We start from the raw sequence: 24,166 nt of genomic DNA, 5'->3' as shown, positions 1-24,166 counted from the left end.
TAACGTCATGTACGTACTGATGCCGGCGGCGTCAGTTTGAGAATTTTGATCCCCAGGTAGGCGTAGATAATAGCCAGTAAGGGGTTGATTAAATTGAAAAAGGCGTAGATGAAGTAATCAGCTGGGGACACCAGCAATACCGAGTGCATGTAAGCGCCGCAGGTATTCCAAGGCACCAGCGGCGAGGTGATTGTACCACCGTCTTCCAAAGCGCGGGAAAGATTCACCGGCGCCAGCTTACGCCGCTCAAATTCTTCTTTGTACATCCGCCCCGGCATCACGATCGCCATATACTGATCGGCGGTAAGGATATTAGAGCCAATACAGGTTGCCACTGTCGCCGCAATCAAAGAGCCGGTACGTTTGACAGCCCCCAGCAATCCTTGGATCAAGCGCTGCAACAGGCCAGTGCGTTCCATCACCGCCCCAAACGACATGGCGCACATGATCAGCCAGACAGTATTGAGCATCGATGACATGCCGCCACCCGATAACAGGCTGTCGAGGGTGCCGTTACCGGTTTTGATGCTGACGCCGTTAAAAAGCGCGGTCCAGAACAGTTTCAGCCCCGCCACCAGGCTATCACTGCCGGCCAGCTTGGCTACCAGCGGCTGCTGAAACACTAATGCCCAGACACCGCCGAGCAAGGCACCGATAAACACCGCTGGAAAAGCCGGCATTTTACGCACCGCCATGATCAGCAACACCGCCAGAGGCGTCAGGTGCCAAATGGAAATATCAAAGGTGCCTTCAAGGCCGGTGAGGATGGCGTCAATTCGCTGTGACGAGGCCTGGCCATGAATATCCAAGCCCATCACCAGAAACAGGATCAACGCCAGGGTAAAAGAAGGCACTGTGGTCCACAGCATATGACGGATATGGGCAAACAACTCAGAGCCAGCCACCGCCGGCGCCAGGTTGGTGGTCTCTGACAGCGGGGAAATCTTGTCACCAAAATAAGCACCCGAAACCACAGCGCCGGCAGTAATTGCCGGTGACAACCCCAAGCCGTTAGCCACACCCATCAAAGCCACACCAATGGTGGCCGCGGTGGTCCAGCTAGAGCCAATGGACAGTGAAACAATGGCGCAAATCAAGCAGGCCGCCGCATAGAAGAGATTCGGGTTGAGCAGTTTCAGGCCGAGGTAAATCAGGCTCGGCACGGTGCCAGCCAATAACCAGGTGCCAATCAAAGCACCTACTGCCAGCAAAATCAGTACTGCCCCAAGGGAAATACTGATGCCTTTAATGATGCCTTTCTCGATTTCCAGCCAGCTGTGGCCATTTTTGATAGCGATAATGGCCGCCACACAGGCGGACAACAGCAAAGCTATCTGATTGGGGCCGTAGGAAGAGTCGTCTTTAAACAGCGTCACCGATGCAGCCAGCAGGCCGATCAGCATTGCTACCGGGATCAGCGCATCTAAAAGCGATGGCGCTTTAATGTCCTTTGTCATGCAGTCCTCACAAGGAAGCCGGCCCAGGGCCGGCTTCCATAACAACGTCTGTGCTTACAGGTGGATAATGCCCACCAGCTGTAGAAATACCAACAGGATGGCCAACGGCGCCAGGTAACGGATCACCGGGTGCCAGAGCCGAAATACAGTCGGCGAGTCTATCATATCGGCCAACAGCTTTTTCTTGGCTATCCAGCCAGCAAATAGCGCAATAAACAAGCCACCGATGGGCAGTAGCAAATTCGCCGTCAGGTAATCGAGCATGCCAAAGAAGTGCACTTCCCCCCAGGGGGTATGGAAGATACTGATTGGCAGGCCTGCCACCGAGGCAATGGTGCCCAGAGATAACAACCAGATCCCAAAGCCAGCCGCAAAAGCAGCATGCCAGCGGCTCATGCCACGGCGTTCCACCAGCCAGGCAACTGACGATTCGATCAACGCCAAAGCGGAAGTAAAGGCGGCAAACACCAGCATGATAAAGAACAGTGCCCCAACCAGTTGGCCACCGGGCATCTGTCCAAAGGCAATGGGCAGGGTTTGGAAAATTAGCCCTGGGCCCGCCCCCGGCGCCAAGTGGTTAGCAAAGACAATGGGGTAAATAACCATGCCGGCGATCAGCGCTACCAGAGTGTCAAAAAAGGCAATCCACAGTGAACTGCGGGCAATGGACACCCCTTCTGGCAAGTAGGCGCCGTACATGATCATGATCCCGGAAGCCAGACTCAAGGTGAAGAAGGAATGGCCAAGAGCCACCACCACACCATTGATGGTGAGCTTGGAGAAATCCGGGTCAAACATGAAATGTAACGCCGCGCCAAAGTCGCCGATTTTCGCCGAATAAATGGCCAGTCCAACCAGCAGTAAGAAGAGGATGGGCATCAGCGTCGACACCGCTTTTTCCAGCCCGCCTTTTACGCCCTTACCGATCACCAGTACGGTGGCCAGAATGACGGCACTGGTCCAAGCGATCAGCTGCGGTACGTCGGCTTCCAGCGCTTTGAAGGTGGTGACGATATGCTGTGGGTCACCACTGCCAAAAGCCCCGCTGGCCGCTTTAAAGATATAAGCCAGCGCCCAACCGGTGATCACCACATAAAAAGACAGGATCAAATAGCCAGACAGTACCCCCATCCAGCCGATAAACCCCCACCAGCGTGGTCGGCCAGAGGCCGTAGCCACTTCACTGACTGATTTACCTGGGGTATGGCGGCCAAACTTACCGAATGACACCTCCGCCATCATCACCGGGATACCGATAAAAAGAATACAAATCAAATACACCAGCACGAAGGCGCCGCCGCCGTTCTCACCGGTGATATAGGGAAATTTCCAGATATTCCCCAGCCCCACAGCAGCACCGGTTGCTGCCAGAATATATGCCAGTCGGCCAGACCACCTTGTCTTGCCGCCTTCGGCGCCTTGCTGTTGCATTGGCGTGTCCTTATTTATTGTTATTTGGGTATTTTGGTTATTTGCAGATTAAAGACACTACCAAAGGCTTAACAACGAAAAAAGGCCCCGGTAACGGGGCCTTGTCTCATTTTTTGGCCAACTGGTCGAGCTTGGCGTAATCCAGGGCAATTCTTGCTGCCTCGGCTAGCTCCACGTCAGGCAGTTTGAAGTCCTTGGCGACATCGTCCAGGCTTTTGAACGGTGGCTTGCCTTCATACTTGGCCCAGCTGTTAATGCGGGCCAGCCGCTTGGCATCGTTGTCTTCACGCTCTTTTTCACGGCTGGCTTTATTAAGCGAAATGCTCTTGTCATCCTTGTGCTGCTCATAATCGGCAATATCCGCCAGCACATAGGCATAACGACTGTCGGTTTTCAGCCGCTGCTGATGCAGTTTCGTCAGTTCCGCAACATGATTAACCATGCCCAGAGCCTGATAATGGGCCGGGGCAATTTTGTCCCATGCCAGGGCATTATCTTCGGTGCTCTCACCCACCTTGCTGGCGTCAATTTCTGCCGGCAGCGTCACATCTGGCGAGACCCCTTTGCGCTGAGTGCTACCGCCATTGACACGATAGAACTTGGCAATGGTGTAAGTAATGTGGCCCAGAGGCTTACTGAACAGATCATAGAGCCGACCAAGGCTGCGATGCTGCTGAACAGTCCCTTTACCATAGGTGTTCTGGCCCACAATCAGCGCCCGGCCATAATCCTGCATGGCCGCAGCAAAGATTTCTGAGGCGGAAGCGGAATAACGGTCAACCAGCACTACCAATGGGCCGTCGTAGCTGGTTTTGCCATCGGTGTCTTCTTCTTCGCTGACTCGACCATTGGCAGTACGTACCTGTACCACAGGGCCGGAATCAATGAACAAGCCGCTCAGATCCGTGGCTTCATTCAAGGCCCCGCCACCGTCACCGCGCAGATCCATGATGATGGTGCTGACGTTCTTCTTCTTCAGTTTGGCCAGCTCTTTTTCAACGTCTTTGGACAGCCCCATATAGAAGCTTGGCACGTTAATAACACCCACCGTCTGGCCTTTATACTCGCCATAAGGGATGGTGTAGACCTCGCCCTTGGCGGCACGGTCCTCAAGGCGGATTTTGTCACGAACCAGCGTCACAATTTTAGGTTTGGCACCGACTTTTCCGCCCGGCAATACCTGCAGCCGTACCTCTGTGCCCTTTTTGCCCTTGATAAGCTCAACCACGTCATCCAGACGCATGCCGACGATATCGGTAAAGGGTTTATCTCCCTGAGCGACACCGATGATTTTATCTTCCTTTTTCAGCTGCCCGGATTTATCCGCCGGGCCCCCTGGCACCAGTGAAGCAATCACAGTGTAATCATCAATGGACTGCAACACCGCACCGATGCCTTCCAGCTCCAAGTTCATTTCCATTTGGAAGCGCTCAGCATTACGGGGCGACAGATAATTGGTATGAGGGTCGATGCTCAGCGTGAAGGCATTCATCAGCTGTGAGAAAACATCTTCACTTTGTGCCTGAGTCAGGCGGCGAATGGCATTGTTATAACGCTGGGTCAGGGTCTTTTTGATCTCAGGCCAGGTCTTGCCGGCCAGACTGAGGTTCAGCGCGTCATATTTAACCCGATCATGCCAGATAGCATTAAGCTCATCTTCGCTTTTGGCCCAGGGAGCCTTGGTGCGGTCATAGGTGTAAGACTGCTTGAGGGTAAAATCCATCGGCTTATCAAGCAGTGACAGGGCATAAGCAAAACGCTGATAGCGGCGTTTCAATGCCACCTGATAAATCTGATAAGCGAAATCGGTTTTACCGGTAATGAGGTCATCGTCAATATCATGCTGATACTGATTAAAAGCATCAATGTCGCTTTGCAGGAAGATACTGCGGTTGTAATCCAAGCTCTTGATGTAACGCGCCAAAATGGCCTCGGCCATCTTGTTATCCAGAGCAAAGCGCTTGTAATGGGAACGACGCAATAACGCGGTGATGCGCTTGGCGGCCGTAGCATGCTGAGCCTCCGGCGCCAGCTTCGGCAATGCCGTTATGGGCTGTGCCGGTTCTGCTGCGTAGCTAAGCGTCGATACCAGAGCGCCAGCCAGAGCAGCAGCGCGAATCACCTTCAGCATGCGTTATTCCCCTTTTGCGGCGATCAAATGTTCGCCCTTAACGTGCATGACCATACCGGTCATCAGTTGTACCTGTACAGAATCCTTGTCAACAGCAACAACGTTACCCGGCAAAGGCCGCTGGCCGCCGACCACACGAACTGCATCACCCACTTTCAAAGTGCTGACATCAAGCCGTGGCGCCTGACCTTTTGCTTTATTAACCCTAACGTTTTTACGACCTTTACTGGCCGTTTTATCTGCCGGTTTTTTGTAAGGTTTTGCATCAGGATCTTTGCCGGCCTTTTTCATCGACTCACGCAAGGTAGTCAAGGCATGTTCCGCTTCACTGTCGGTGATCTCGGCAATGGCATTACCATCCAAGTCGACCCGCTGAGCCCCCGCCTTGACTGAGCGCAGATAACGCCAGGCATTGGTGTAGTGGCGCATGGCCACGCGCAGCTGGGTTTTTGATACTCGCGGCTCCTCGGCCAGGCGTTCTGCCAGGTCCTGAAATATACCGACTTTCAGAGGCTTGGCTTCACCCTTCAGAGAGAAGCAGGCTGGAAAGCTGTCAGCCAGAAAGGCCAGTACTGCTTTTGTGTCACTCAGCTTTTCAGCGCTGTCGCTGTGTTCCATGTTTTTTCCTTTCACTGTCGTACGCACCCGGCGCGCATATAGCGGGTGATTGTATCGGGTTGTGCCGGTTAATGGCCAGCCAGGCTTTGGCTGAGCATGGCTACCAGGGCCTCCAGACCTTGCTGGTCGGCTTCGTCAAAGCGGTTTTTAATGGGTGCATCAATATCCAACACACCAATGACATCATTACCAAGGCGTAGCGGGATGACAATCTCAGATTCAGAGGCACTGTCGCAGGCAATATGGCCGTCAAACTCATGTACATCGGCAACCCGCAAGGTGCGGTTTGCTGCCACGGCATTGCCACAGACCCCCTGACCTACTGCAATGCGCACACAGGCAACCTTACCCTGAAAAGGTCCCAGCACCAGAGTCTGGCCCTGCAGCAGGTAAAAACCCACCCAGTTGATATTGTCGAGGTGTTCATTCAACAACGCACTGATATTTGCCAGGTTGGCAATAAGATCGGGTTCATCAGCGGTGATAGCCTGCGCCATGCGGGTCAGGTCGGCGTAAAATTCAGCCTTGTCGGTCATACGTGCTGTGACAACCTATGCAGCATTAGTAGAAGCTGACGGTATAACGTAAGGGTGGCAGCACTGTCCAGTGCTGCAAGGCCAAAGCGCGGCTCCGGCCTGCCAGCAGCACTGCGTTTGCACAAAAATCAAACAATCGCTCAGTCATCAATAGCAAAACGGGCTTTGATGGTGGCACTTACCTTGATTTCCCCAGGCCGTTGTACCGGTGCACTGCTTTGCATTGCTTTTGCCTGCATCATCAGCACCGGTGGCTGGTAACTGCCTTGCTCCTCGACGTCCAGCAGGTGGCCTAATTGGACATTGCCGGCCGCCGCTAGGCTCTGCGCTTTTTGCCGGGCATTGCCGAGCGCCAAAGCCAGTACTTTTTGATACAGCGCCTGCTCATTGGAATAGCGTAAACTGGCACGGCCGATATTGCTGGCACCACTGGCAGTGGCCAAGCTCAACACCTTCGGGTAACGGGCAAAACCCTCGATGTGAACTTCATACTGTTGCTGAACCCGGCTGCCTTGCTGCTGGCCTTTGACGTAGCGCGGGAAGATCTGAAAGGCTGAACCGTTAATCGCCTTATCGGCAATGCCCAGCCGCTGCAGCCCGGCCAGAAAGCGCCGGGCCTGCTGTTCCACCTGTTTTTGCAAGGTCACGACATTGTCGCCTTCGGCACTGAAAGTCACCGGTACCACTACCCTGTCCGGTTCGACCTGCTGCTGAGCTTCACCTTGCACGGTAATATAACGTTCTGCCGCCTGGCTGAGCGGGCTGGCCAGCAATAACAACAGTGGCATTACAGCAATGGGCAGTTTCATAAAAATTCCTTCTTTATCAAGCTACGATTGAGTATGGCAACACTCACTGACACAACCCTGAACATTGCTCAAAAGCTGTCTTGCGGAACCCGCACCCAGCCTTCCATGAGAACCCGGGCACTGCGGCTCATGGTGACACCCGACACTTGCCATTGGCCGCCCTGTGCACTGGCTTGGGCGCCCACTTTCAAGGTGCCGGAAGGATGGCCAAAGCGTACTGAACCACTGACCTGCCCTGCAGCCGCCTGATTCACCAGCGTACCTGGGATCACCGCAGCGGTAGCAATCGCCACCGCCGCTGTCCCCATCATGGCGTGGTGCAGCTTACCCATGGACATGGCCCGCACCAGCAGGTCGATATCCTCGGCGCCAATCAGCTTACCGCTGGAAGCGCGATAGGCAGCTGGCGGCGCCACAAAAGCCACTTTTGGCGTATGCTGGCGGCCGGCGGCATCATCAACATGCTCAATCAGCCCCATCCTGACGGCGCCATAGGCCCGGATCAGCTCAAACTTCGCCAGTGCTTGCTCGTCACTGTTGATGTCGCCCTGCAGCTCGGTACCGGTGTAACCAATATCGGCGGCATTGACAAAAATGGTGGGAATACCGGCGTTGATCAGGGTCGCCGACAGGCTACCAACACCGGGCACTTCAAGAGTGTCGACAGTATTGCCGGTAGGGAATAAGGCCCCATCCCCGGCTGCCGGGTCAACAAACTCAATCTCGACTTCCGCTGCCGGAAAGGTCACGCCATCGAGTTCAAAATCACCGGTTTCCTGAACATGGCCATCGGTCATCGGAATACGGGCAATAATGGTTTTTTGCGTATTAACCTGCCAGATCCGTACTGTGGCGATACCGTTGGCGGGCACCGCTGCCACCAGCCCCTGGCTGATAGCAAAAGCCCCCACCGCCGCCGTCAGGTTGCCGCAGTTGCCACTCCAGTCGACAAAGGGACGGTCAATGGCGACTTGGCCAAACAGGTAGTCAACGTCATGACCCGGTTCAGTACTTTTCGACAGGATCACGGCTTTGGATGTCGATGATGTGGCGCCACCCATGCCGTCAGTCTGTTTAGCGTAGGGATCTGGGCTGCCAATGACCCGTAACAGTAACGCATCTCTGGCCGGGCCAGCGCTGCGCGCGCGTTCCGGCAAGTCGCTGAGATTGAAAAACACCCCTTTAGAGGTGCCACCACGCATGTAGGTCGCAGGAATACGAATTTGTGGAAGGTTTGCCATTGTTTCACTCCAAAAAAAGCGGCGCTGTGCGCCGCCTTTAGCTTTTAACTGGCCGCTTCGGCTTCCAGAAAATCTTTGGCGAAGCGTTGTAACACACCACCGGCGCTGTAGATACGCACTTCTTCCTCGGTGTCGAGACGGCAACGCACCGGCACTGTTACAGACTCCCCATCTTGGCGATGAATAACCAAGGTTAAGGTGGCGCCCGCTGCCGGTGTTCCCTGCACATCAAAGGTTTCCGTGCCGTCAATGGCCAGGGTTTTACGGGTAGTACCGGCCATAAACTCCAGCGGCAATACGCCCATGCCGACCAGGTTAGTACGATGGATACGTTCAAACCCTTCAGCAACAATGGCCTCAACCCCGGCCAGTCGTACCCCTTTGGCCGCCCAATCGCGAGACGAGCCCTGACCATAATCGGCACCGGCAATAATGCACAGCGGCTGTTTACGGTTCATGTAGGTTTCGATGGCTTCCCACATCCGGGTCACCTTCCCTTCCGGTTCGATACGCGCCAGTGAACCCTGCTTCACCTCGCCGTTATCATCCCGCACCATTTCATTGAGCAACTTCGGGTTAGCGAAGGTAGCGCGCTGCGCTGTCAGGTGATCGCCGCGGTGGGTGGCGTAAGAGTTAAAGTCCTCTTCCGGCAGGCCCATCTTGGCCAGGTACTCACCGGCTGCACTGGTGGGCAAAATGGCATTGGACGGCGATAAATGGTCAGTGGTGATGTTGTCACCCAGCACTGCCAGCGGCCGCATCCCGGCTAATACTGGTTTGGCTGCCAAGGCCCCTTCCCAGTAAGGTGGGCGGCGAATGTAGGTGCTTTGTGGCCGCCAGTCATAAAGCGGTTGTCCCTGCTCGCCAAAGTCCACCTTGAGCGCAAACATGGGGTCGTATACCTGATGAAATTGCTCCGGCTTCACCGCCTTGGCGACGATGGCATCGATTTCTGCGTCATCGGGCCAAATGTCTTTTAAGGTCACCGGCTGACCTTGCTGGTCATAACCCAATACATCTTTTTCTATGTCAAAGCGGATGGTGCCGGCAATGGCGTAAGCCACCACCAGCGGTGGCGATGCCAAAAACGCCTGTTTGGCATAGGGGTGAATACGGCCATCAAAATTACGGTTACCACTGAGTACGGCGGTACTGAACAGATCGCGGTCAATGATCTCCTGCTGAATGGCCGGGTCCAGGGCACCACTCATGCCATTACAGGTGGTACAGGCGTAGGCCACCACACCAAAGCCCAGTTGCTCCAACTCTGGCAGCAGATTAGCTTCTTCAAGATACATCTTGACCGTTTTCGAGCCGGGGGCCAGTGACGTTTTAACCCAAGGCTTACGCAGCAGGCCAAGACGATTGGCGTTGCGGGCAATCAGGCCAGCGGCCACCATGTTGCGCGGGTTAGAGGTATTGGTACAACTGGTAATGGCAGCGATGATCACGGCGCCATCGGGCATTTTACCCGGCTCTTCACTCCAGGCACCGGCGATACCGCGCTGGGCGAGTTCCGACACCGGCAAACGGGCATGGGGGTTGGACGGGCCAGCCAGGGTACGTTCAACCTGACTCATATCAAAGCGCAGTACTCGCTCGTACTCCACCTTGTCGAGACTGTCAGACCACAGGCCCGTTGTTTTGGCAAAGTGCTCCACCAGTTTGACCTGCTCGTCTTCACGGCCGGTCAGACGCAGGTAATCAATGGTCTGTTCATCAATGGAGAACATGGCGGCAGTGGCGCCGTATTCCGGGGTCATATTGGAGATAGTGGCACGGTCACCGACACTCAGGCGCCGGGCACCGTCGCCAAAAAATTCCAGATAAGCGCCGACAACCCGTTCTTTGCGCAAGAACTCGGTCAACGCCAGTACCAGATCAGTACCGGTAATGCCCGGTTTGAGCTGGCCGCTCAGTTCCACACCGACAATATCCGGCAGGCGCATGTAAGAAGCCCGACCGAGCATCACGCTTTCGGCTTCCAGGCCGCCCACGCCAACGGAAATCACTCCCAGGGCATCAACCATCGGCGTGTGGCTGTCAGTACCAACACAGGTATCGGGGAAAGCCACACCGTCACGCACCTGTACCACCGGCGACATTTTCTCGAGATTGATCTGGTGCATGATGCCGTTCCCCGGCGGGATCACATCAACATTTTCAAAGGCGGTTTTGGTCCAGTTGATGAAGTGGAAGCGATCTTCGTTACGGCGCTCTTCAATAGCGCGGTTTTTCTCAAAGGCATCCTTTTCAAAGCCGGCATGTTCCACCGCCAGGGAATGGTCGACAATCAGCTGTGTCGGCACCACCGGGTTCACTTTCGCCGGGTCGCCGCCCTGTTCAGCAATGGCATCACGCAGGCCGGCCAGATCCACCAGTGCCGTCTGGCCAAGGATGTCATGACAAACCACCCGCGCCGGAAACCAGGGGAAATCCAGATCCCGTTTGCGCTCCACCAGCTGGCTCAGCGCGGCGGTCAGTTGCTCGGGGTCACAGCGTCGGACCAGGTTTTCAGCCAGGATCCGTGAGGTATAAGGCAGGCTGTCGTAAGCACCCGGGCGAATGGCGTCAACTGCCGCCCGGGTATCGAAAAACTGTAAATTGGTGCCCGGCAGGGGCTTGCGGTATTGGGTATTCATAAGCCGACATTCCGTAGGGGAAAAAACAGGGGGCGCGTTGCGCCCCCACTCACCTTTTAGCGCTGCTCGATGGCAGTAAATTCACGCGGCTCTGGGCCGGTGTATTCGGCGCTGGGGCGGATGATGCGGTTGTTGGCCCGCTGTTCCATGATGTGCGCAGTCCAACCCGAGACACGGGAACAAACAAAGATGGGCGTAAACAACTTGGTGGGAATGCCCATGTAGTGATAGGCACTGGCATGGAAAAAGTCCGCATTGGGGAACAGTTTCTTTTCGTCCCACATGAACTGCTCGGTGGCCTCTGAAACCCGGTACAAGGTGTCGTCACCGAATTCTTCAGCCAGTTTTTTCGACCACTGTTTGATAATGGCGTTGCGCGGATCTTTGGTACGATAAATGGCGTGACCAAAGCCCATGATTTTGTCTTTGCGGGCCAGCATTGCGGCCAGCTGCTCACGGGCCTGTTCTTCACTTTGCCAAGGCTCAATCATGGCCATGGCCATTTCGTTGGCGCCACCATGAAGCGGGCCACGCAAGGAACCGATAGCCCCCGTAACGCAAGAATGCATGTCTGACAGTGTTGATGCACAGACCCGCGCAGTGAAGGTCGAGGCATTGAATTCGTGCTCTGCGTAAAGGATAAGTGACACATTCATCACTTTTTCATGCAGTGCTGACGGCGCCTTACCGTGCAGCAGATGCAGGAAGTGGCCGCCAATGGAGTCGCTGTCGCTGTCAGTGTCGATGCGAACGCCGTCATGGCTGAAGCGATACCAGTAGTTGATGATGCCCGGCAAGGTAGCCAACAGCCGATCAGCCACGGTCATCTCGTTGGCAAAGTCGCCTTCTTGCTCGAGGTTACCGAGCATCGAGCAGCCGGTACGCATGACATCCATTGGATGCGCGTCAGCCGGGACTCGTTCGAGCACTTCACACAGCGGCGCGGGCAGCTTACGCATGGATTTGAGGCGGGTTTTATACTCAGCCAGCTCAGTGGCCGTAGGTAATTCACCGCGCAGCAGCAGGTAAGCCACTTCTTCAAAACTGGCTTTTTCTGCCAGGGTTTCAATGTCGTAACCGCGGTAATGCAGGCCATTGCCGGCCGTACCGACAGTACAGATACTGGTTACACCGGCAACCTGGCCACGCAGGCCGGCACCACTCAATGCTTTATCAACCATAGGGTATATTCCTTTTACTTTTTCTGACTGAACAGGGCGTCGAGTTTTTCTTCAAAGCGGTGATAGTTAAGAAACTCGTACAGCTCGGCACGGGTTTGCATACTGTCAACCACGGCGTTCTGATGGCCGTCTTGCAAAATGGCCTGAAACACTTTCAAGGCCGCAGCATTGGCGGCACGGAAGGCTGACAGCGGATACAACACCATGTCGACACCGTGCTTGGCCAGTTGGTCTTTATGGTACAGCTCGGTTTTACCAAACTCGGTCATGTTGGCCAGTACCGGCACCTTGACCGCCGCTTTCATGCGATCGTAATGAGCTAAGTCGGTCATGGCCTCGGCGAAGATCATGTCGGCACCGGCTTCCACGTAGGCGGCGGCCCGTTCCACGGCACTATCAAGACCTTCAACAGCCAGGGCATCGGTGCGCGCCATGATCACAAAGTTGTCGTCGCGGCGGGCATCAACAGCCGCTTTGATGCGATCTTGCATTTCCGTGACGGTAACAATTTCTTTATTCGGGCGATGGCCACAGCGCTTCTGGCTCACCTGATCTTCCATGTGCACCGCCGCCACACCAGCGCGTTCCATGGATTGAACGGTACGAGCAATATTGAATGCCCCGCCCCAGCCCACATCAATGTCGACCAGCAGCGGCAGATCGGTAGCACCGGTAATACGCTCAGCGTCGGTAACCACGTCATTCATGGTGGTAATGGCCAGATCCGGCAAGCCAAAGGACGCGTTGGCAACGCCGGCGCCAGACAGGTAGAGCGCCTTAAAGCCAGAAGCCTCAGCCATTTTGGCCATATAGGCATTGATAGTGCCGGCGATTTGCAGCGGCTGTTCAGAGGCAACTAACTCACGAAAACGGCGTCCCTGGGACATGACGAACCTCACAGATTTTTTCGGTGGCCCTCAAGCCTAAAGCCGGTTTACGTAAACGTCAACTTGCAGCTAAGCCAGTTGAGCCGATGGCATGGCATCGCTATAGTAAAGCCCTGCTAATCACCTGGCTGCTTATGTCAGACGCCCAACTGGTTTGCCCCCATTGCCAACTGCACATGCAAGGTTGTGTGCTGGATCTTAGCCAGCGCGCCTGGTGCCCCCGTTGTGGCGCCCCTATTGCTGATGGTTCCCCCCTTGCCACCCGCTGGCTAACAGCCCTGGCGTTGGTACTACTGACGGCCAGCCTGAGCCTGTTGGTGTTGCCGTTATTAGGGTTTTCCGTGGTGGGTATTAATAACGAAGCCACCTTGCTTGGCGGGATCATCAAGCTGGCCCAGGAAGGCCAGTGGCTCCCATCCATGCTGGTTTTTCTCACCGCGCTGGTTGTGCCCTGCCTGTTGGCTATCTTGTTGCTGGTTGTGCTGTTCGCGCCGGACGGCTATATGCGCCGCCAAAGTATGGTGGCGTTAGGGGAACTACGTGAATGGTGCATGCTCGACATTCTGCTGGTGGGCCTGTGCGTTTCCATGGTGAAACTGGCTGATATCGGCGATTTGCACTTTCGAAGCGGTATTCTGGCATTGGTGTTGGGCCAGTTAGCCATGGCAGCGCTGATCCAGGGGATCCGCCCGGCGGTGCTGTGGCAACGCATCGCCAGTCAGCCGCCGACGGCGGTAACCGGGTTGCGTGCTTGCCCGCGCTGCCATGGCCTGAACGCGGCGGGAGCTCACCGCTGTTGGCGCTGCCAGCAGTGGCTGGAAAGCCGTCCGGTCAGCGGCAAGCGGCTATGCTGGAGCCTGTTGGTAGCGTCCGTCATTTTACTGATCCCTGCCAATGTACTGGCCATGTCTTACACCACCCATTTTGGCGCAACCGGCTCTGACACCATTTTTTCAGGCGTGATCACCCTGGCCAAAAATGGCAGCCCGAGTATCGCCGTTATCGTTTTTGTTGCCTCCATTGTGGTGCCGGTGGGTAAAATCCTGATGCTGGGCACCATCTTAGTGCAGTCCCAACGCCAGCAGTTCAGCCCCCGACGGGCTCAACAGCTGTATCGGGTGGTAAACTTCATCGGCCGCTGGTCGATGTTGGATATTTTTGTTATCGCCATTATGGTTACCCTTGTTGATCAAGGACTTCTGTCTCAATTCCGGGTTGGCCCGGCAGCCACGCCTTTTGCCATGGTGGTACTTCTAACCATGTTTGCGGCCCGCCGTTTCGATACCCGTTGGCTATGGATACAAGATGAAAGAAACCGCCGTCAAAAAGCTGGGTAAACCCAATGTTCGCAAAGTGCGGCGGTTGTCGCTGGTATGGGTGGTACCGGTGCTGGCTCTGGCCTTGGCCAGTTACCTGGTTTATCAGCAGTTTCTCGAGCGTGGTCTGGCTCTGACGCTGGTTTTCCCGGAGGCCAAGGGCCTGGTGCCGGGCAAAACGGAACTGCGCTATCAGGGCTTTAAGGTCGGGGTGGTCAGCCATCTCAGCTTCAATGCCAAGACCGGTCAGTTTACAGCGCACATCAATGCCATGCGGGATCTTGAACCACTACTCAAGACCAAGACCCAATTCTGGCTGGTCAAGCCCAAAGCCAGCCTGCTGGGCGTGTCGGGGCTTGACACCCTGATTTCCGGTAACTACATCGCTATGCTGCCCGGTAAAGGCGACCCTAGCCGGCACTTTGTCGCCCGGCGTACACCACCGCCGGAGCCGGTACCGGATGGTGTCTTTATGGTTGAACTGGCCCTGCACGACCTGGGTTCTCTCAGTGAAGGCTCACCGGTTTATTACCGCCACGTGCCCGTCGGGGAAGTGCACAGTTACCGGCTTGATAAAGCCGCTGGGGCGGTAATATTGCAGCTCACCTTCCATGAGAACTACGCCGATCTGGTCAAACGGGATAGCCGCTTTCAGGATGTCTCAGGGCTGAAGGTAAAAGCCAGTTTGTCGGGTATCAAAGTGGAAAGCCAGGGGTTGGTGCCAATGCTCACCGGTGGGCTGGTCATGGATTCTCCGGATGACTCTCCCAAGGCCCGTTATGGCCAGCGTTTTGTCTTGGATAAGGCGCACCGTTTCAGCTACCAGGTACACCTCAACGTACCTGGAGGTGGTCACTACCTGCCTCAGGGGACACCGGTTATTGCGCGCCAGCATGTTATTGGTGAAGTCATTAACAGCAATGACAGCGGTGTTCTGGTCGGCTTTACCGAAAAACCCATAGACCCTTTCTATGCCTGGATAGCCGAACGCAGCTTAAAGAACTTTCAGGTGCAGACACTTTTACACCCCCACTACATTCGTTTGCTCAGCGGTGTAGATGGTCGGCATGTTTTACATGACAACCCACCCATCCCCAGCGCTAACGATAGCGAACTTTATGTGCAAATCGCCAGCGACCAGAAGCTGGCCGACGGCACCCCTGTTCAGTACAAAGGCTTTACAGTTGGCGAAGTGATTTACTCGGAACTGGAAGACCATCAAGCCATTGCCAATGTCTCCATTAACAGCCAGTACCGTACCCTGGTCACCCAACAGACCCATTTCTATTCCAGCCACCCCGTAGCGGTGGATGCCAGTCTCGATGGCATCAAGGTCAACACCAGCAGCGTCAAGGACTGGTGGCAAGGCGCGGTACGCATGGTGCCTGGCAAAGGGCAAGCGGCCAGTTACGGGGCTCGCTTTACCCTCGACCCCAAACCGGCCTCTGAGCACCATTTGCTGACCTTAACAGCCTCTCCCCCTCGGGCACTGCCAAAAGGTGCGCCGGTACGGTGGCACGGCTTCCAGGTTGGGGAGGTCATTAGCAGCACCCTGACAAGCAAAGGTCAACAGGCCGATATTGCCATTAACCTGAATAACAGCTTCCAGTTACGCCGCGGCATGCGCTTTTATTTCCAGCCAGCGATGGCCGTGGATGCATCATTACAGGGTGTGAAGGTTACCGTACCGGATCTGAAAACCCTGGCCGGTGGCGCCATCATGATTGTCGACACCCACACCAGCAGCCGCCCGCAGTTGGCTAAGCAACTGCCGTTATATGCCTCACAGCAGGCGGCTTTGAATACCGAGCCGCCGGTACAGCTGAGTGTGCCAGCTGGCACCGAAGCACAAATCGGTATGGCGGTAAAATTCCTCGGCGCACAAGTCGGCCATGTCAGCCACATTAGCGATCAAGCCAAGCAGCGCATTTTGAGCTTGCAGTTCAAGCCGGGCATGACTAGCCGCTTTGCTCGTAAAGGCAGCCGCTTTAGGCTGATCACCCCGAATATTTCTCTTAGCGGCGTCAGCCATCTGGATGCCCTGCTCGGCAGCTACATTGCTGTGCAGCCGGTGATCGGCAAAAAAGTGCCGAAGCAGCAACGCTTTGTCCTGGCCAAAACCCCCTACCCGCATCATCAGTTCACGCTCACCGCCGCTGTTGCCGGCGACCTCAGTGTCGGCTCGCCGGTGTGGTATCGGGATCTGCCGGTCGGGGAAATACAGGCCATCAAGATCACCCCTGACGGTGGCGGCGTGTCGCTCACGCTGGCCATTAATGAACAGGCGGCCCGCTGGGTTACCAGCCACAGTACCTTCTGGATAAAATCGGGTTTTCAGGCCAATTTTGGCCTGTTCTCTGGCCTGACGGTCAAAAGCGGTTCGCTTAGCAGCATGGCGCAAGGCGGCATCCAATTTGCCACCCGCCCCGGCGGCCATACCCTAGATGGCCCGCTGCCGTTGCAAGCGTCAGCACCGGACGGCTGGCAGCAGTGGCAGCCACAAGCCCCTTCGCCACAATAATCTGAGGATAAACCGTGCCAACACTACCGGCTGACTTTCTGGCAGCCATGGACGACATCATGCCAGCACACCTGGACCGTGATGCCTTTGCCAGCATTTGCCAGACGCCACTGCGCCGGGCTATCCGGGTCAACACCCTAAAAATCAGCGTCGCGGATTTTTACCAGCGGATGACCCAAAAGGGCTGGCAACTACAACCTGTGCCCTGGTGCGCCAGCGGCTTCTGGCCAGAACGACCTGATGAATCCCGGCCGCTGGGTAATGAACCGGAACATCTGCTGGGGCTTTATTACGTCCAGGAAGCCTCCTCCATGCTGCCGGCAGAGGCGCTGTGGCATTGCCTGCAAGATAAACCTCAGCAAGTGCTGGACATGGCCGCCGCGCCGGGCTCCAAAACCACCCAGCTAGCCGCTTTGATGGATAATCAGGGCCTGCTGGTGGCCAATGAGTACTCGGCTTCACGGATCAAGGGATTATCAGCCAACCTGCAGCGCCTGGGTGTTGCCAACACCGCAATAACGCATTTTGCCGGCCAGGCGCTGGCGGACGTGGTGCCAGAAACCTTCGACGCCATATTGCTTGATGCCCCTTGTGGTGGTGAAGGAACCATCCGTAAAGATCCGGATGCCCTGAAAAACTGGTCCTGGCAGCATATTGACGAAATCAGCGCGGTACAGCGCCAGTTACTGCATGCAGCCTTTACTGCCCTGAAGGTCGGCGGTGTGCTGGTGTATTCCACCTGCACTTTAAATCATCAAGAAAATCAGCATGTTTTGGCTGATTTACTGGAACGTGAAAAAGGCAATGCCGAGGTCATTGCCCTGAACAAGCTATTTAATGAGGCACAGCTGGCTGCCACATCAGAGGGCTACTTGCATATCTGGCCACACATTTATGACAGCGAAGGCTTTTTTGTCGCTGCACTGAGAAAGCGGGCGGCGCTACCGGACCTGGTGGCACAAAAACGCAAAAGCCGCTTCCCGTTTCAGCCTGTCAGCGGCAAAGACGCCACCCTGATACGGCAGTACCTGCAACAGCAACTGGGCTTTACCGGGCCGTTAAATCTTTGGCAACGGGATGGTGTGATCTGGCACTTTGCCGCTGGAGCCGCTGAGCTCAGTGCCCAGCTGCGCTTTGAGCGGTTAGGGCTAAAAGTCGTCGAGCCAGCCGGCAAAGACTGGCGAGTACATCATGATTTTGTCATGGCCTTTGGCGAGCAGTGCCGGCAGACGCCGTTATCCCTTGCCGAGGCCGCTGCCTACCTACAGGGGCGGGATATTCCCCGCGACGGGCAACCACCTGCTGGCGAACAGATAGTCAGTCTTGATGGCTTCGCGCTGGGGGCGGTGAAGGCCCTGAAGAACAAGTTAAAAAACCGTTTGCCCAGAGAACTGGTAAGAGACAACCTGACATTTACCTGAACAAAGGCCTCGTAAAGGGGCCTTTTTTATGAGGAAAAAGGAAAATATGTGATCGCTATTCTATTTTTAGAGCAAGTTTTACAGCCAGTGATATTTGCTTTCAATAGCGCACGGCTCTTTACAGAGCCATTCCCCTGAGCCCGAAACACGGACATAGTTTCGGGCCTTTTTTTATTTCTACGCAGCCAAAAACGGTTTAGCAGCCGGGAAACAGCGGAAAAAATTCGCCGTTGTTGCGGCTGCCAGCGTTTCCAGGCTGACCCCTTTAAGGCTGGCAATAAACTCGGCGACTTCACGCACATATTGCGGTTCATTGGACTTGCCCCGGTGCGGAACCGGTGCCAGATAGGGGCTGTCGGTTTCTACCAGCAGCCGCTCCAGTGGCAGTGCCCGCACCACCTCGCGTAATGCCTCGGCGTTACGGAAAGTCACAATGCCGGAAATAGAAATATAAAAACCCAGGTCGATAGCCTGTCTGGCCATATCGAGATCTTCGGTAAAGCAGTGCAATACACCACCGGCCTCTTGCCCCTGCTCTTCTCGTAAAATGCCGAGGGTATCGTCTTTGGCATCCCGGGTATGAATGATCAACGGTAACTGGCGCTCACGAGCAACCTGAATATGATGACGAAACGACGCCTGTTGCAACGCTTTGGTTTCCGGGGCGTAGAAATAATCGAGACCAGTCTCACCGATGGCAACCACTTTGGGGTGTGTTGACAGGCTCGCCAGCGCTTGCAACTGCTGCGTCTGTTCCTGATTCAGCGGGTGCACACCACAGCTGGCGACAACCCGGGGCTGGTCGGCGATCTGCGCCAGCATCTGCGGAAAGGTTTCCAGTGTTACTGACACACATAAAAAACCATCAACACCCCGTTGCCCGGCTCGCTGCAAAGCGTCACTCAGGTTGTCGCCATCGTTGAGTTTGAGCCGATCGAGGTGGCAATGAGAATCAACCAACAACGTTGTCACTCCTTCCTTCCAGCAGTTGCCAGGCGATATCAAGCAGCAACCATTTGCTATTAATCGCTTTTTGCTCCGTCAGTTGCCGGCGACTGACCAGCACAGACTGCCAGAGGGCATCTAGGGCTGCGTCGTTAAGGCGTTCCTGACGATCGAGGCGCTCATGATACAGAGGAGCCAGACCCCTTGCCAGCCGGGCCTGATCCAGCAACCGGTGGCTCAGCTCATCGAGACAAAAAATGGCTTCCTTATGCCAGCGGTCGGCGAAAGTTTCCGGCATCAGATGGCGGGTTTCCAGCGCAACCAGATCGCCTTGCAACTTGGTGACCTTGTCGGCATAACCGGCATTCAGCGCTGCCTGCAGTGCCAGTGGTGCACCATGAAAGCGCTGCAACATCGCTGCCGTGGTATTGATACCCTGCTCTGCCAGCCACTGCTGTGCTTGCTGTATTGTCGGCACCGGTACATGCAACTGCTGACAGCGCGATAAAATGGTCGGCAATAGCAATCCAGGCTGGCTGCTGATCAGTAACCAGTAGGTGCCTTGTGGCGGCTCTTCCAGTGATTTGAGCAAGGCATTGGCGGCGTTGATATTCAGTAAATGCGCCTGTTCAACCAGCACCACCTTGGCACCACCGAGCAGTGACGCACCGTATACCGGTGCCATCAAGCTGCGTACCGCATCCACTTTGATCTGGCCACCATCGGCGGCCAGCTGGTAGCGATCCGGGTGGGTTCCGGCAGCCAGCAATTTACAGGCATGGCACTGGCCACAGGCTACGCCGTTGGCACATAACAGCCGGTTAGCCATGCTTGTTGCCAGTTGGCTTTTACCTATGCCCTGAGTGCCGGTTAACAGGTAGGCATGGGCTAAGCGCCCCTGCTGTTGCCATTGGCTGAAACGGTTGAGCGTTTCTTGTAGCCAGGGCAACGTCATGATGACACCAAATGCAGAGCCAGTGCCGCATCAATGGCCTCGCCAACCACTGCCAGAGGCTGGCTGGCATCAATGGTGACAATGTCCGGCTCACTGCTGGCGATCGCCTGATAACGAGCCCGGGTACGCTCAAAGAACGCCAGCTGTTGCTGTTCAATACGATCCAGCTCCCCCCGGGCCTTGGCGCGTTCCAGGCCAAGCGCCGGATCAATGTCCAGGTACAGGGTTAAACGCGGGCGAAAATCACCCAGCACCGCCTCGCGGATGGTATCGATAAGGCGGTCAGGCAACTGCCTGCCCCCGCCCTGATAGGCCCGGCTGGACAAGTCATGGCGGTCACCCACCACCCACTGGCCTTTCGCCAGGGCCGGTTTGATCACATTGGCAATCAATTGCACTCGCGCCGCATACATCAGCAGCAATTCCGCCTCGTCAGTCAGCTGCTCCTGGTGCACCGACTTGACCAGCTCGCGCATTTTTTCAGCCAGCGGCGTTCCCCCAGGCTCCCGGGTTTGCACCACTGTGGCCCCCTGGTCTTGCAAAAAAGCTTTCACGCGCGCCACAGCGGTGGATTTACCGGCGCCTTCAAGCCCTTCGATGACCACAAAACCCGGGGAAACTAACGTCATTTCTTACCTCGTTGATAACGATCCACTGCCAAATTGTGCTGATGCAGGGTCTGGGAAAACACATGGCTGCCATCACCTTTGGCAACAAAATACAGATACGGCACATCAGCCGGGTGCAGTGCCGCGGCAATCGCTGCCCGTGACGGCATGGCGATCGGTGTTGGCGGTAACCCTTTGATCACGTAGGTGTTAAAGGCAGTGGGCTGCTTCAGATCAGCCTTGGTCAAGTTGCCATCAAAGTGCTCACCAAGGCCGTAAATCACCGTTGGGTCGGTTTGCAGGCGCATATGTTGGCGCAGCCGGTTGATAAACACCGCAGCAATTTCCGGGCGTTCTTGCGGTTGCGCGGTTTCTTTTTCGATGATCGAGGCCAGAATAAGCGCTTGATACGGCGTTTGTAACGGTAGGTTAGCCTGACGGCTCTGCCACTGACTATCGAGATAATGCACCATCGCCTGGCGGGAGCGCTGCATCACCGTCATGGCATTGTCATGGCAGCGGTACTGATAGGTATCAGCCATCAGCATACCTTCAATATGGTCAACCCCCAGTGCTTTTGCCGCTACCGATGCCTCCGGGGCCTGGCCAAGGTAGGGCGCTTCGCTGAGGCGCTGACGCCACTGCGGATACGTTTCGCCCTCAATGAGGGTGACACTGAAATGCTGCTCCCGGCCATCGGCAATGTTAGCCAGTAACTGTGGCACCGTCAGAGTACGACTGACGGCATAGCAACCGGCCCGCACTTTCGCTAACGATGGGTCCAGGCGCATCAGTAACCGATACGGCCAGTCCTGTTTGATCCAGCCGGCGTCTTGCAGTTGGGCCAGCAGTCCATGACCACTGGTACCCGTTTGCACATCAATGATCTGTGCTTTATTGACCGCTAACGGCCGCTGTAAGGCTTGATGAAACTGCCAATATAAAACCGCGCCGCTGCCCAGTAACGCCAGCATGAATAAGGAAATAATACGTTTCACCACGGCAGCGCCCTCCTTAGCTCGTCGGCCATCACCGTTTCGCCGAACTGGCGCTGACGGTAACGCGCCACGGAAACCACACCCAACAAGGCATTGGTGATAAAGATCTCGTCGGCATCATCCAGCACTTCGATGCCCGCATTAACCCGCTGTACATCGGCGTGAGCCAGGATCCAGGCCCGCAAAGTTCCATGCACACCGCACCACTGCAAGGACGGCGTGAACAGCTGCCCCGCTTTAACCCAAAACAGGTTGCCACTGACGGCGCTGACCAGATGCCCCTGAAAGTCACATACCGCCGCTTCATCAGCACTAAGAGCGTCTGCCGCCAGTACTTGCTCCAGGCGATTACAGTGCTTGAGCCCTGCCAGCAATGGGTTATGGCCCAGCGCTATTGGGCTCGGCTCGAGGGTAATGCCTGCACGACGCCACTGTTGGTAGTGCTCAGGCTCTGCAAAGGCGGTTACATGCATGCACAGGGTCGCCGTCTTTGCCGGCCGGTAACCACGGCCAGCAGTGCCCCGCCATAGCAGCACTTTCAGCCCGCCTTGTTGTTGCTGTTGCGCTTTTTCAGCAACGGCTTGCTCTAACGTCGGCCAATCCGGGCTGGGCATTGCCAACCGGGCGCAGGCCTCTTGCAAACGGGCGCGATGGGCCGGCCAGTTGCAAGGCTCGCCCGCCTGCACTCGCAGTGTTGTGAAGTGGCCGTCACCGTATTGCAGGCGGCCTGGGGGCTGTTGAGTCGTGGTCATAAAACGAAAAAAACGCCTGATAAGCCGTTAGGTTATCAGGCGTTTTAGCAAGTTACACCTGCTTTAGATGCGGCTGAACAGCAAAGAGCCGTTAGTACCACCAAAGCCGAAGGAATTACATAACACATGGTCAAGTTTGGCCTGACGCGCTTCGTGCGGTACGTAGTCCAGATCGCAACCTTCTGACGGGTTATCCAGATTGATGGTCGGCGCAACGGCGTTATCCATCAAACTCATCACCGAGATAATGGCTTCAACAGAGCCTGCGGCACCCAGCAAGTGGCCGGTCATGGATTTGGTTGAGCTGACCATCAGCTTGTACGCATGGTCACCAAATACCGATTTCACCGCGTTGCTTTCAGCAATGTCACCAGTCGGTGTTGAGGTGCCGTGGGCATTGACGTAGCCAATGGCGTCAACAGCCAGGTTGGCATCGCGAATAGCATTGGCCATGGCCAGGGCCGCACCGGCACCGTCATCCGGCGGTGACGTCATGTGATAGGCATCGCCGCTCATGCCAAAGCCGGTCAGCTCCGCATAAATACGGGCGCCCCGCGCTTTCGCATGTTCGTACTCTTCAAGCACCATGACACCGGCCCCGTCACCGAGTACAAAACCGTCACGGTCGCGATCCCAGGGGCGGCTGGCCGCTTGTGGGTCATCATTACGGGTAGACAATGCCCGCGCTGCACCAAAACCACCCATCCCCAGCGGGGTACAGGCCATTTCCGCACCGCCGGCCAGCATCACGTCGGCATCACCATAAGCGATCATCCGCGCCCCATGGCCGATATTATGAACACCGGTAGTACAAGCGGTGGTCACGGCAATATTGGGGCCACGCAGACCATGCATGATCGACAAATGCCCCGCCACCATATTGATGATGGTGCTGGGTACAAAAAAGGGCGACATCTTGCGCGGACCGCTTTTAAGCAAGCCGGCATGATTTTTTTCAATCAGACCCAAGCCTCCGATACCGGAGCCGACGGCCACGCCAAAGCGGGTCAGATCGGTATTTTCCAGTTCTATGCCTGAGTCTTTGAGTGCCTGAATACCAGCCACAACGCCGTACTGGATGAACAAGTCCATCTTCTTGGCGTCTTTCGGGCTGATGTATTCGCTGACATCGAAGTCTTTAACGTTACCGGCAAAGTGAGTAGTGAAGTCACTGGTGTCAAAACAGCTGATGGTATCAATACCACTTTTGCCGGCCAGCAGGGCTTGCCAGGCACTGGTAACGCTGTTCCCAACCGGGGACAACATGCCCATACCGGTTACAACGACACGACGCTTGGTCACGGCGTTTGCCTCCGAAAGGAATGTTCGAGGGGTAGAGAGAATACAGGCGGTCAGATGACCGCCTGCAGGAAGATTTAGTCTTGGTGCGCGGTAACGTAGTCGATAGCCGCTTGAACAGTAGTGATCTTCTCGGCTTCTTCGTCCGGGATCTCAGTATCGAACTCTTCTTCCAGCGCCATTACCAGCTCAACGGTGTCCAGAGAGTCAGCGCCGAGGTCATCGACGAAAGACGCTTCGTTTTTCACTTCCTCTTCTTTCACGCCCAGTTGCTCGACGATGATTTTCTTAACGCGTTCTTCGATAGTGCTCATAGCTAGATATTTCCTTAACAGTACGCTGTGTATAGCGAGTTGGGGGTAGTGTATTCGATCCCCAAATCTTTGCAAGGGAAAGGGAAACTGCGACATTGCTGGTC

Annotated in this window: 20 protein-coding genes; 3 read left to right on the top strand and 17 right to left on the bottom strand. The window is 55.7% G+C overall.

Annotated features, from left to right (window positions below; translation table 11 throughout):
• Positions 1-5: 5 nt before the first annotated feature.
• The 10 genes from nhaC to prpB form a co-directional block, all read right to left on the bottom strand.
• Positions 6-1,457, bottom strand: a complete 1,452-nt coding sequence (gene nhaC, locus WDB70_RS06445) for a Na+/H+ antiporter NhaC (protein WP_406667759.1) — start codon at positions 1,455-1,457, stop codon at positions 6-8.
• Between the two features lie 54 nt (positions 1,458-1,511).
• Positions 1,512-2,888: a sodium-dependent transporter gene (locus tag WDB70_RS06440; protein ID WP_406667757.1), complete on the bottom strand. Its 1,377-nt coding sequence runs from the start codon at positions 2,886-2,888 to the stop codon at positions 1,512-1,514.
• 106 nt (positions 2,889-2,994) lie between these two features.
• Positions 2,995-5,019, bottom strand: coding sequence for a carboxy terminal-processing peptidase (gene prc, locus WDB70_RS06435; RefSeq protein ID WP_406667755.1), 2,025 nt, complete (start codon positions 5,017-5,019; stop codon positions 2,995-2,997).
• A 3-nt stretch (positions 5,020-5,022) separates the two neighbouring features.
• Positions 5,023-5,637, bottom strand: coding sequence for an RNA chaperone ProQ (gene proQ / locus WDB70_RS06430; RefSeq protein ID WP_406667753.1), 615 nt, complete (start codon positions 5,635-5,637; stop codon positions 5,023-5,025).
• 68 nt (positions 5,638-5,705) lie between these two features.
• On the bottom strand, positions 5,706-6,173 hold the full coding sequence (locus WDB70_RS06425) for a GAF domain-containing protein (protein ID WP_406667751.1): 468 nt from the start codon (positions 6,171-6,173) through the stop codon (positions 5,706-5,708).
• Between the two features lie 140 nt (positions 6,174-6,313).
• On the bottom strand, positions 6,314-6,982 hold the full coding sequence (locus tag WDB70_RS06420; RefSeq protein WP_406667749.1) for an SIMPL domain-containing protein: 669 nt from the start codon (positions 6,980-6,982) through the stop codon (positions 6,314-6,316).
• A gap of 68 nt (positions 6,983-7,050) precedes the next feature.
• Positions 7,051-8,223, bottom strand: a complete 1,173-nt coding sequence (prpF, locus tag WDB70_RS06415; protein WP_406667747.1) for a 2-methylaconitate cis-trans isomerase PrpF — start codon at positions 8,221-8,223, stop codon at positions 7,051-7,053.
• Positions 8,224-8,267: 44 nt separating this feature from the next.
• The gene (gene acnD / locus WDB70_RS06410; protein WP_406667745.1) at positions 8,268-10,865 is read right to left on the bottom strand and encodes a Fe/S-dependent 2-methylisocitrate dehydratase AcnD; all 2,598 of its coding nucleotides are present in this window, start codon (positions 10,863-10,865) and stop codon (positions 8,268-8,270) included.
• Between the two features lie 56 nt (positions 10,866-10,921).
• Entirely contained in the window at positions 10,922-12,046 is a 1,125-nt protein-coding gene (gene prpC / locus WDB70_RS06405; protein WP_406667743.1) for a 2-methylcitrate synthase, read from the bottom strand.
• A 14-nt stretch (positions 12,047-12,060) separates the two neighbouring features.
• On the bottom strand, positions 12,061-12,933 hold the full coding sequence (prpB, locus tag WDB70_RS06400) for a methylisocitrate lyase (RefSeq protein ID WP_406667741.1): 873 nt from the start codon (positions 12,931-12,933) through the stop codon (positions 12,061-12,063).
• Between the two features lie 134 nt (positions 12,934-13,067).
• On the opposite strand from prpB, the gene WDB70_RS06395 reads away from it, so the two are divergent.
• The 3 genes from WDB70_RS06395 to rsmF are packed head-to-tail and all read left to right on the top strand — an operon-like array spanning position 13,068 to position 18,191.
• Positions 13,068-14,270 carry a PqiA/YebS family transporter subunit gene (locus tag WDB70_RS06395; RefSeq protein ID WP_406667739.1) on the top strand — a complete coding sequence of 401 codons (1,203 nt, stop codon included), beginning with the start codon at positions 13,068-13,070 and terminating at the stop codon, positions 14,268-14,270.
• Positions 14,239-16,770 (top strand): MlaD family protein, encoded by a 2,532-nt coding sequence (locus WDB70_RS06390; RefSeq protein ID WP_406667737.1) that lies wholly within the window; start codon positions 14,239-14,241, stop codon positions 16,768-16,770. The genes WDB70_RS06395 and WDB70_RS06390 overlap by 32 nt, the downstream gene beginning before the upstream one ends.
• Positions 16,771-16,784: 14 nt before the next feature.
• On the top strand, positions 16,785-18,191 hold the full coding sequence (rsmF, locus tag WDB70_RS06385; RefSeq protein ID WP_406667735.1) for a 16S rRNA (cytosine(1407)-C(5))-methyltransferase RsmF: 1,407 nt from the start codon (positions 16,785-16,787) through the stop codon (positions 18,189-18,191).
• Between the two features lie 177 nt (positions 18,192-18,368).
• On the opposite strand, the gene WDB70_RS06380 is transcribed toward rsmF, so the two are convergent.
• From WDB70_RS06380 to acpP, 7 genes are all read right to left on the bottom strand, one after another.
• Positions 18,369-19,154 carry a TatD family hydrolase gene (locus WDB70_RS06380; RefSeq protein WP_406667733.1) on the bottom strand — a complete coding sequence of 262 codons (786 nt, stop codon included), beginning with the start codon at positions 19,152-19,154 and terminating at the stop codon, positions 18,369-18,371.
• Positions 19,144-20,091, bottom strand: a complete 948-nt coding sequence (gene holB, locus WDB70_RS06375; protein WP_406667731.1) for a DNA polymerase III subunit delta' — start codon at positions 20,089-20,091, stop codon at positions 19,144-19,146. Before holB ends, WDB70_RS06380 begins: the two co-directional genes overlap by 11 nt.
• Positions 20,088-20,720 (bottom strand): dTMP kinase, encoded by a 633-nt coding sequence (gene tmk / locus WDB70_RS06370; RefSeq protein WP_406667729.1) that lies wholly within the window; start codon positions 20,718-20,720, stop codon positions 20,088-20,090. Before tmk ends, holB begins: the two co-directional genes overlap by 4 nt.
• Positions 20,717-21,700 (bottom strand): endolytic transglycosylase MltG, encoded by a 984-nt coding sequence (gene mltG, locus WDB70_RS06365; RefSeq protein WP_406667727.1) that lies wholly within the window; start codon positions 21,698-21,700, stop codon positions 20,717-20,719. The genes tmk and mltG overlap by 4 nt, the downstream gene beginning before the upstream one ends.
• Positions 21,694-22,449, bottom strand: coding sequence for an aminodeoxychorismate lyase (gene pabC / locus WDB70_RS06360; RefSeq protein WP_406667725.1), 756 nt, complete (start codon positions 22,447-22,449; stop codon positions 21,694-21,696). Before pabC ends, mltG begins: the two co-directional genes overlap by 7 nt.
• A gap of 63 nt (positions 22,450-22,512) precedes the next feature.
• Positions 22,513-23,751, bottom strand: coding sequence for a beta-ketoacyl-ACP synthase II (fabF, locus tag WDB70_RS06355; protein WP_406667723.1), 1,239 nt, complete (start codon positions 23,749-23,751; stop codon positions 22,513-22,515).
• A gap of 74 nt (positions 23,752-23,825) precedes the next feature.
• The gene (gene acpP / locus WDB70_RS06350) at positions 23,826-24,062 is read right to left on the bottom strand and encodes an acyl carrier protein (protein ID WP_406667721.1); all 237 of its coding nucleotides are present in this window, start codon (positions 24,060-24,062) and stop codon (positions 23,826-23,828) included.
• Positions 24,063-24,166 lie beyond the last annotated feature (104 nt).

The organism is Gallaecimonas aegicerasi (assembly GCF_045291545.1).
In the GTDB taxonomy this organism is placed as follows: Bacteria; Pseudomonadota; Gammaproteobacteria; order Enterobacterales; family Gallaecimonadaceae; genus Gallaecimonas.
The sequence above is the reverse complement of the archived record's forward strand: the minus strand, read 5'-3'. Positions and strand labels throughout refer to the sequence as shown.